This window comes from Pseudomonas sp., assembly GCF_041601375.1.
Taxonomy (GTDB): domain Bacteria; phylum Pseudomonadota; class Gammaproteobacteria; order Pseudomonadales; family Pseudomonadaceae; genus Aquipseudomonas.
Genome location: NZ_JBFIIG010000172.1, coordinates 1 through 9,054 on the forward strand (window position 1 = coordinate 1; position 9,054 = coordinate 9,054).

The window sequence follows — 9,054 nt, forward strand, 5'->3', positions numbered from 1 at the left end:
GTCAGGCGCATGTTCTCGCCGATGCTGACCTCGTCCTCGAGGATGTAGATGCAGTGCACCTCGGTCTCGGCTTTCAGCGGTTTTTGCGGGCGCGCAGGGCTTTTCGGCGCCGCCGCGCTCTGCACGGGTTGCGCGGCGAACTGCTGCAGCTGGAGGATGAACTCCTGCAGACCCTGATCCTGCAGGCGCAGGCTTTCCAGCCAGTGAGTGGCCTGTTGTTCGAGCTCACGGGCACGTTGGCCGATGCTGGCGAAGCCGAAGGTGCCGGCTGCGCCCGCCAGCTTGTGCAACTGATCGCGCAGGCTGCGCAGTTGCTGCAGTTGCGCCTTGTGGTCGCCGGCTTGCAACAGTTGCGCCTTGCTGGCCAGTTCGGGCAGCTCCTGCGCCAGGCGCTCGGCGAACTTTTCGCTGAGCAGTTGCAGTTGGTGCTGCAGTTCGCTGGTCGGGCTGGGCTGTTCAGCCATGCGCACGGCTCCATATTTGCCGGACCTGGGCGGCCAGTTGCATCGGGTCGAAGGGCTTGATGATCACGTCGAGAGCACCCAGGCTGCGGTAGTGCTCGATCTCCGCCGGCTGCACCTTGGCCGTCATGAAGGCCACCGGGATCAACCCGATGTCCACCAGTTCGCTGAGTTTGATCAGGGTTTGCGGACCATCCATGCCGGGCATCATCACATCCAGCAAGATGAAATCCGGCGCGAAACCCTGGATCTGGTCCAGCGCTTCCTGGCCGGACGAGCAACTGAGCACCCGAAAACCGCCGACGGCCTCCAGCGCAACTTTGGCCACGGCCTGGATCGAAGGGTCGTCTTCCACGTGCAGGATGCGGGTCAGTTCAGGCATGCCGGTTCTCCTTGGTGGGCAGTAGGCGGGCGAGCAGGTGCAGGAAGTGTTGCGCACTGGTGCGCGATTTGGCCAGGGTGGCCTCGACCTGGCCGAGGCGTTCGGCAGGTAGATCCTGTGCGGAGAGTACCACCACGGGCACGCCGGGATGGTACTGGTGGAGTTCTTCGAGCAGTTCCAGGCCGTTGCCGTCGGGCAGGCTGAGGTCCAGCAAAATCAGGTCGTAGCGGCCTTGGCTCAGCAGTTGGCGGGCCTCGGTGAGGCTGCTGGCGGAGACGAAATCGGCCAGCGTGCGGCCCTGTTCGGCAATCACCTGACGCAAGTCGGCATCGTCCTCGATATGCAGCACCCGGGGTTTTTCCGGCAGTCCGTGCAGGGCCTGGCGCAGGCGCGCCAGCAGGCTGTTTTGATTGATCGGCTTGTCCAGCCAGTCGATGGCCTGGAAGCTGCCATTCAGGCTCAGGCGGCCCTCGTCGCAGGCGGCGGAAATCACCAGCACTGGCAGCTCCTTGGTGGCCGGATCGTTGCGCAGCTCGCGGATCAACTGCAGGCCATTGCCGTCCGGCAGGCGCAGGTCCAGGGTGATGGCGGCAAAGCGCTGCTCGGCCAGCAGGGTCCGGGCCTGCCCCAGGCTGGCCGCCTGCATCACCCGGTAGCCGGCGTGGCTCAGGAACTGGCCCAGCAACTGGGCGATATCGGGTTCATCTTCGATCACCAGCAAGCTGGGTCGCTCAGCATCTTCGGCAGCGCTCGCCAGGTTCGTGGCCTCCAGCAGCGGCAGCTCGAACCAGAAGGTCGCCCCCTGGCCTTCGATCGAGTCGAAGCCGATGCGCCCGCCCATGCGTTCGATCAGTTCCTTGCTGATCGCCAGACCCAGCCCGGTGCCGCCTTTCTGGCGGCTGTCGGTGGCGTCGGCCTGGGAGAATTTCTGGAACATCCGTTCGCGGAATTCCGCTGAAATCCCGGGGCCCTGGTCGCTGACGCTGACCCGCAGGCGTTGCTCGCGCAGCTCACTGCTCAGGCGCACCTGGGCGCCGTGCGGGGAAAACTTGATGGCGTTGGAGAGGAAGTTGGCCAGCACCTGCTGCACGCGCATGGCATCGGCCCGCACCTTGAGGGCCGGGCCCCGCTCCTGCACCAGGTGCACGCCATGCTGGTCGGCATAGGCCTGGTTGCTCGCCCGGCTCTCGTCGAGCTGGGCGTCGAGCTGCAGACTGTGCAGCTGGAAGTTCATCTTGCCGGCCACCAGCTTGTCCATGTCCAGCAGGTCGTTGATCAAATGACTCAGGCGCAGGCTGTTGTGATGGGCGATATCGAGCATCTGCCGCATGCTCTCTGGCAGTTCGCCGAGCGCCCCGCCCTGGATCAGGCCGAGCGAGCCGGAGATCGAGGTCAACGGTGTGCGCAGCTCATGGCTGACCGTGGAGACGAACTCGCGCTGCATGCGTTCGCTGCGCTTGCGCTCGGTGATGTCATGCAACACCACGACGGCGCCGAGCTGGCGGCCATCGGGGGCATACAGCGGGTCGGCGTTGGTGGTGACGAAGCGGGGCGCCTGGCCCTTGGCGACTATGCTGATTTCCACGTCGCGCACCCGCTCGCCCCGTAGCGCGCGCAGCAGGGGGATCTTGGCAGTGGTCAGCGGAGTCTGGCCATCGGCTTCGAACAGGTCGTAGTAGTCGCCCCATTGTTCGGGTGCGAGCAGGCTGACATCGGTGCCATGCCATTGCCGGGCGGTATCGTTGAACAGGGTTAACTGGCCCTCGGCATCGCAGGCGATCACCCCCTCGGCGAGTGCCTCGAGTAGGCGCCGGTTCATCTCCTGCTGCTGTTCCAGCTCCTGCTCCTGGTGCTTGCGCGTGCTGATGTCGCTGATTACCCCATGCCAGATCACCGAGCCATCGGCCTGGCGCAGGGGAGTGGCTTTGCCTTCGACCCAGATCAGGCCCTTGCCGGGATGGCGCACGCGGTATTCCTGGTGCCACTGGCTCAGCGTTCTGGCCGAGTCGCGGATGGCGTCGGCAACGCTGGCGCGGTCGTCCTCATGGATGGCCGCGAACACCGCCTTGCTATGCTCGCGGACATCGGCCGGGGTCAGCCCGTAGATGTCGACTATGCCCTCGCTGGCGTAGGGGAAGCGCACCGTGCCGCGCTCGGACAGCTGCGCCTGGAACACCATTCCGGGTAACTGCGCGGCGATCTGCCGCAAGCGCTGCAGGGCCTGCTCGCGCTGGCTCAGGTCCTGGGCGATGGCGACGTAACCGAGCAGGACTCCGCCCTCGTCGCGTACCACGGAGACTGTCAGCAGGGCCGGCAGCTGGCTGCCGTCCTGGCGTACGAAGGTCCATTCGCGCGGCTTGTCCTGGCCGCGAGCGGCATGTGCGGCCAGCACAGAGAAGTCCGCGGCGATGGTCTGCGCGCATTCCAGACCGAGCGCCTCGGCACGGCCCGCCAGTTGCTTGGGGTCGAGCAGGGCGGTGGCAAAGGGTCGGCCGAGCAGGTGCTGCTGGACATAGCCGAGCAAGTGTTCGGCGGACGGGTTGACGCTGCTGATCTCGCCCGTGGGCGTGATGGCAATGATCGCACTGCCGGCGCTGGCGAGGATGGCGCGCTGCAGCGCCGCCTGCTCGGCATGTTGGCGCAGGTTCAGGCGCAGCTCGCACAGGCGCACGACCTGGCGGCCGAGGCGGCGCAGGCCGTCGCGTTGCGCCGTGGTCAATTGACGCGGCTGGCGGTCGATCACGCAGAGGGTGCCGAGGTTGTGTCCGCGACGGGTGGTCAGCGGGATGCCGGCGTAGAAGCGGATATGTGGCGCCCCAGTGACCAGCGGGTTATTGGCGAAGCGCGGGTCTTCGAGGGCGTCGGGGATTTCGAACAACTGCTGGGCGAGGATCGCATGGGCGCAGAAAGCCTGCTCGCGGGGTGTCTCGCTGGCGGCCAGGCCGACCTTGCTTTTGAACCACTGGCGTTGCTCGTCGAGCAGTGAGACTAGGGCGATGGGCGCGTCACAGAGTTGTGCGGCGAGCAGGGAGAGGTCGTCGAAGGCCTCCTCGGCGGGCGTGTCGAGCAACTGGTACTGCTGGAGCTCGGTGAGTCGCGCGGCCTCGTCGAAGGGCAAGGGCGGTCCAGTGGGGGTTTGGTTCATCTGCAGGTCCTTGCACATCGATAGTGCGCTGGCACGGAGGGCTGGCGCCGTAATTTGGACGGGGCTTGGCGCACCGCCGAGCGTGGCCGATACGGCCTATTGCATCGAGCCATGGTCGCTGACCTCCGGGCTGTGACGCTGGGCTGCGGCCGCGAGGGATTGCTCCAGGCTCGCCAACAGTTGCGCCTCGTCGAACGGTTTTTCCAGCCAGGTAATGCCCTGTGTATCCTCCAGCAACTTGCGGCCCTCGTCGCAGAAGGCGGAGATCACCAGAATTGGCAGCTGTTGGCTGGCCGGCTGACGCCGCAGTTCGCCGATCAGGGCCAGGCCATGACCGTCGCTGAGGCGCAGGTCCAGGGTCATGGCGGCGTACTCGCCCTCGGCCAGCCGTTGCTGGGCTTGGCTTGCGCTGAGTACGCTGTCAACTCGATAGCCCGCGTGACCGAGCATCACTTGCAGCAGGTGGGCAATACTCGGCTCGTCCTCCACCACCAGGATGCGCGGCCCCGCCGCTGCCCGTTGGGCGGTTACCGGCAGCAGGTACTCCTCGATCAACGGCAGTTCAAACCAGAAGGTAGCGCCCTGGCCGGGCACCGAGTGGAAGCCGACACGGCCGTCCATGCGCTCGATCAGCTCTTTGCTGATCGCCAGCCCCAGCCCGGTGCCCTCTTGCTCGCGGCGGTCCGAGCCATCGGCTTGGGCGAATTTCTGGAAGATCCGACTGTGGAAGGCTTCGGGGATGCCGCTGCCATGGTCGCTGACGCTGACTCGCACCCGGTTGCCGCGCAATTCGCTATACAGGCGCACACTGGCGCCAGCCGGGGAGAACTTGATGGCATTCGACAGGTAGTTGGCCAACACCTGCTGCAGGCGTGCGGCATCCACCCGCACCCAGATGTCGCCCGGTTGGTCGAGCTGAAAGGATACGCCGTGCTGTTCGGCATAGGCCTGGTTGGCCGCCAGGGCCTCCTCGACCAGCGGCTTGACGGGCTGCACCAGCAGGTCGAAGGTCATCTTGCCGGCCGCCAGCTTTTCCATATCCAGCAGGTCGTTGATCAGGTGGCTGAGGCGCAGGCTGTTCTGCTGGGCAATTTGCAGCATCTGCGCCATCTGCGGCGGCACCTCACCGATGGCGCCGCCGGTGATCAGGCCCAGGGCGCCGGCGATCGACGTCAGCGGGGTGCGCAGTTCATGACTGACGGTGGAGACGAACTCGTTCTTCATATTCTCGATGCGCTTGCGCTCGCTGAGGTCGAGCAGGGTGCCGCTCAACCGCTGCAACTGCCCGTCGGCGTCGCGCAGGATAAAGCCCCGCAGCAGCACCGGCACCTGATGGCCGGCGCGGTGCAGCATCAATGTCTCGCTGCTGAACGACTCCGCGCCCGACTCCACCGCGCACTGCAGCTCCTGTTGCAGCGCGGCCAGCTCCTCGGGGAACAGGGTTGGCAGCCAGCGCTGCAGATCCTGCGGGCTCTCGTCAGGCGGGTAGCCGAACATCTCCCAGGCGCGGGCCGAGGCGAACAGGCTCTGGGCCTGCAGGTCGATATCCCACCAGCCGTCGTTGCTGCCCTTGAGTACCAGGCGCTGGCGCTCCTCGCTCTGGCGCAGGGCTGCGCTGTTCTGGCGGATCTGCAGGGTCATCTTGTGCGCCAGGGCTTCGGCCTGTTCGCGGCGCAGGGTCAGCACCGAGGCCAGCACGAACAGGAGCAGGCTAACGCCGATGCCCAGCAATACCACGGCGCCGTTTTGCTGAAAGCTGGCCTCGAAGGCTGGCAGGCTACTGAAATTCAGGGTCCAGTGCTGGCCGTAGAGGTTGAGCTGCAACTGTGTGCTGAGCTCTGGGTGACGCCCGCCATCGCTCGTCTGGGTGCTGAAGAGCAGGGCCTCGGTGCGGGCTTGGGCACCATCGTAGATGCTGAAGTCCAGTTTGGGCGCCTGGCTGCCGAGGATGCCGGCCATCAGGTCGTCCATCCGATAGGGGCTGTAGACCAAGCCGCGCAAGGCGGCGAGACGCTGCTCCGGGCTCGCCAGGGGCAGGTTCGGGCGGTATACCGGCACGTACATCAGCAGGCCGGCCTGCACCTTGCCATGGGTTTCCTGCAACAGGGTGACCCGCTGGGTGATGCGCGTTTCGCCACTGCTTGCGGCGAGCAGCATGGCGGCTCGGCGGGTTGGCTCGGACAACATGTCGTAGCCGAAGGCCGCCAGGTTGCGGTCGGTCAGGGGTTCGAGGAGGAGGATCGAGCTGTACTGTTCGCGCGGACCCGGTGGGTGCAGGCGAAAGTTGGGAAAGCCTTCGCGGCGCACCGCGGTTTCGAACTCGGCCACTGCTGCGGGGGGCAGGAAGCGTGCGTAGCCTACGCCCTGGATGCCGGGGTAATGCTGCGCCAGCTCGAGGCGTTCAAGGTAGGTGCGCCACTCCCTGCGGTCGACCTGCTGACTGGCGTCGAACAGGCCGGCCCCACCGAGCAGAATCTGCTCGTGATCGGCCATGCGCTTGCCGATTGCCTGACTGACCTCGCTGGTCAGCAGGTCGAACTGACGTTGCGCGGCCAGCTGCTCGCGCTCCTGCAGATACAGCCAGACGCCCAGGTTGGCCAGCAGGGCGATCACCAATACCGCCCAGGCCAAGGCATTGCGCCGGCTGAAAAAGGCCTGCCGATTGGCGGAGCCCATCAGGTTCAAGGTTTCGCTCATGGCTGGTCCTTAGCGCGGTGGTGCAGCGGTTCGAAGTGGCACGCGGTTTCCCGGCATACCGAGAAGCGCTTGCTTGGGCGTTCCAGTAGGGCGCGGTTCATGCCGGTAGATCCGTTTTAGCAGATTCGGCCAGTGGCAGCTCGAACCAGAAAGTGGCGCCTTGGCCTGGCGGCGAATCGAAGCCGATGCGCCCACCCATGCGCTCGATCAACTCTTTGCTGATCGCCAGGCCGAGGCCGGTGCCGCCCTTCTGGCGGGTGTCGGAAGCGTCGGCCTGGGCAAATTTTTGAAAAATCTGCGCCTGAAACTCTACCGGAACCCCCGGGCCTCGATCGCGCACATTGAGGCGCAGATGCTGGCCACGGCGTTCGGTATAAAGATCGACGGCGCCGCCGCGCGGGGAAAATTTAGCCGCATTGGACAGCAGGTTGGCCAGCACCTGCTGCAGACGGTGAGCGTCGACCCTGACCCGCTCTGCGCAGCCGGCAAGCTGGCGCAGGTGGACCCCATAGTCCGCGGCATACGCCTGGTTGCTGTGCAGGGCCTGCTCGATCAGTGGCTGCAGGGCCAGCGGTTGGATATCGAACTGCATCTTGCCAGCCGCCAACTTGCCGATGTCCAGCAGGTCGTTGATCAGCGTGGCCAGGCGCTGGCTATTGTGCTGGGCGATTTGCAGCATGGGCTGCAAAGCCTCCGGCACCTCGCCCAGGGCGCCGGCATTGATCAGCTCCAGCGGGCCGATGATGGCGGTCAGCGGGGTGCGCAGCTCATGGCTGACGGTGGAGATGAATTCGTTTTGCAGGTGCAGCAGACGTTTGCTCTCGCGAATGTCCTGGATATGCAGAATGCGGGTTGCGCCAGTATCCGGGCCGCCACTCAGGACCGCGGCACTGAGCATCACGGCAACTGAGTCGCCGCGGGCATCGAGGAGGTTTTGTTGCCAGCTGCGGTTATGCCCTGGGGTTGTGGCCGCCAGCTCTGCGTGCAACTGCGGATGACAGGACTCCGCGCAGAATTGCCGTAGGTGCTGGTGGCGCAGCGTGGCGGGGCTGCGTTGCAGCAGCCGGCAAAGGGCCTGGTTGGCGGCCAGCAAACAGCCCTGCTGATCGAGCAGGGCCAAGCCCATCGGGGTCATGTCAAAGGCATCGAGAAACTGTTGCTGGCTCTGATTGAGCGCCAGCAGCAGGCTGGCCTGACGGTGCTGGGCGTGCAGCGCCAGGCTGACCAGCGCGGTGCAGATCAGCGCCAGACTCCAGCCCAGCAGGCGTAGCCAGACAGGCAACGGTTTGCGCGCGCTCAGATTGTGCGCTTCAAACTGCCAGTTGGCGCCGGCCAGCACTATCGGCAGCTTGACGTGGGCTGCGTCAGGCTTGGTTGCGGCCAGCGCCAGGCTGGCGCTGGCCGGCTCGGCAAGTGGCTGGAAGCTGATCGCAATGCTGCGCTGGCGGGCCACCTCTTCAACCTGGGCATACAGCTGGTCGAAGTCGATGACCGTGCTGATCATGCCCCAGTAGTGCTGGTCATCGAGATATACCGGTATTCGATAGATCAGGCCTGTCCCGCCTTGAACCAGTTGCAGTGGTCCGTCGAGCGCGGGACTGCGGCTGGCGATGATGCGCTGTACCGTGGGCCATTGCGCGGCCTGATCGGGATAGTAGAGGCCGAGCGCGGCTTCGTTACCGGCCAGTGGGTAGACGAAGGCGATGCGGTTGTCCGGGGCCAGGCCGATATTGCGAATGTGCCGGCCTTGCTGGAGCAGCCCCTCCAGCCAGGGCTTCAGTTCCACTGGATCGATCTGCCCTTGCTTGGCGGGGATATAGGCGGCCAGCCCGGTGGCCAGGTGCAGGGTGGCGTTGAGTTCGGCCAGCAGCACCGCGCGGACTTCGTTGGCATGCGCCAGCAGTTGTTGCTGTTCAACCTGCTGCTGGCGCAGGTCGTACTGGTGCAGCAGCAATTCGCAGCCCAGGCCGAGCAACAGCAGCAGCCCCAGGCTGGCGGTCCAGTTCAACAGATGGCGCCAGCGCAACTGGCGTGGCGGGATGTCGGGTTTCATGCCGGCACCTCAAGCGGAAGCTCGAACCAGAAGGTCGCGCCCTGGCCTGTGACCGAGTCGAAGCCGATCTGCCCGCCCATGCGTTCGATCAATTCCTTGCTGATCGCCAGGCCCAGGCCGGTGCCGCCTTTCTGCCGGGTGTCGCTGGCATCGGCCTGGGAGAACTTGGCGAAGATGCTCGCCTTGAACACGTCGGGAATCCCTGGGCCGTGGTCGCGTACGCTGACCCGCACCTGGTCACCGCGCTGTTGCGCGGCAACCTCGACAGGCTGTCCGGCGGGCGAAAACTTGGCCGCATTGGACAGCAGGTTGGCCA

The 9,054-nt window shown here is 65.5% G+C and carries 6 protein-coding genes; all 6 read right to left on the reverse strand.

Annotated elements, in window-relative coordinates; all coding sequences use genetic code 11:
- On the reverse strand, nucleotides 1-464 hold a 464-nt coding region (locus tag ABZE94_RS17760), incomplete at its 3' end, for an Hpt domain-containing protein (protein ID WP_372876988.1).
- Nucleotides 457-843 (reverse strand): response regulator, encoded by a 387-nt coding sequence (locus ABZE94_RS17765; RefSeq protein ID WP_324732836.1) that lies wholly within the window; start codon nucleotides 841-843, stop codon nucleotides 457-459. The genes ABZE94_RS17765 and ABZE94_RS17760, both read right to left, overlap by 8 nt.
- Nucleotides 836-3,988, reverse strand: coding sequence for a response regulator (locus tag ABZE94_RS17770; RefSeq protein WP_372876990.1), 3,153 nt, complete (start codon nucleotides 3,986-3,988; stop codon nucleotides 836-838). The genes ABZE94_RS17765 and ABZE94_RS17770 overlap by 8 nt, the downstream gene beginning before the upstream one ends.
- A gap of 96 nt (nucleotides 3,989-4,084) precedes the next feature.
- The gene (locus tag ABZE94_RS17775; RefSeq protein ID WP_372876992.1) at nucleotides 4,085-6,685 is read right to left on the reverse strand and encodes a CHASE domain-containing protein; all 2,601 of its coding nucleotides are present in this window, start codon (nucleotides 6,683-6,685) and stop codon (nucleotides 4,085-4,087) included.
- 97 nt (nucleotides 6,686-6,782) lie between these two features.
- Nucleotides 6,783-8,738 carry an ATP-binding protein gene (locus ABZE94_RS17780; protein WP_372876994.1) on the reverse strand — a complete coding sequence of 652 codons (1,956 nt, stop codon included), beginning with the start codon at nucleotides 8,736-8,738 and terminating at the stop codon, nucleotides 6,783-6,785.
- The coding region (locus ABZE94_RS17785) for a sensor histidine kinase (protein ID WP_372876996.1) at nucleotides 8,735-9,054 on the reverse strand (320 nt) is incomplete at its 5' end. The genes ABZE94_RS17780 and ABZE94_RS17785, both read right to left, overlap by 4 nt.

Bases quoted from the DNA above. Each gene is read 5' to 3' on its own strand.
- ABZE94_RS17765 (WP_324732836.1), bottom strand. From the start codon at position 843: ATGCCTGAACTGACCCGCATCCTGCACGTGGAAGACGACCCTTCGATC.
- ABZE94_RS17770 (WP_372876990.1), bottom strand. From the start codon at position 3,988: ATGAACCAAACCCCCACTGGACCGCCCTTGCCCTTCGACGAGGCCGCG.
- ABZE94_RS17775 (WP_372876992.1), bottom strand. From the start codon at position 6,685: ATGAGCGAAACCTTGAACCTGATGGGCTCCGCCAATCGGCAGGCCTTT.
- ABZE94_RS17780 (WP_372876994.1), bottom strand. From the start codon at position 8,738: ATGAAACCCGACATCCCGCCACGCCAGTTGCGCTGGCGCCATCTGTTG.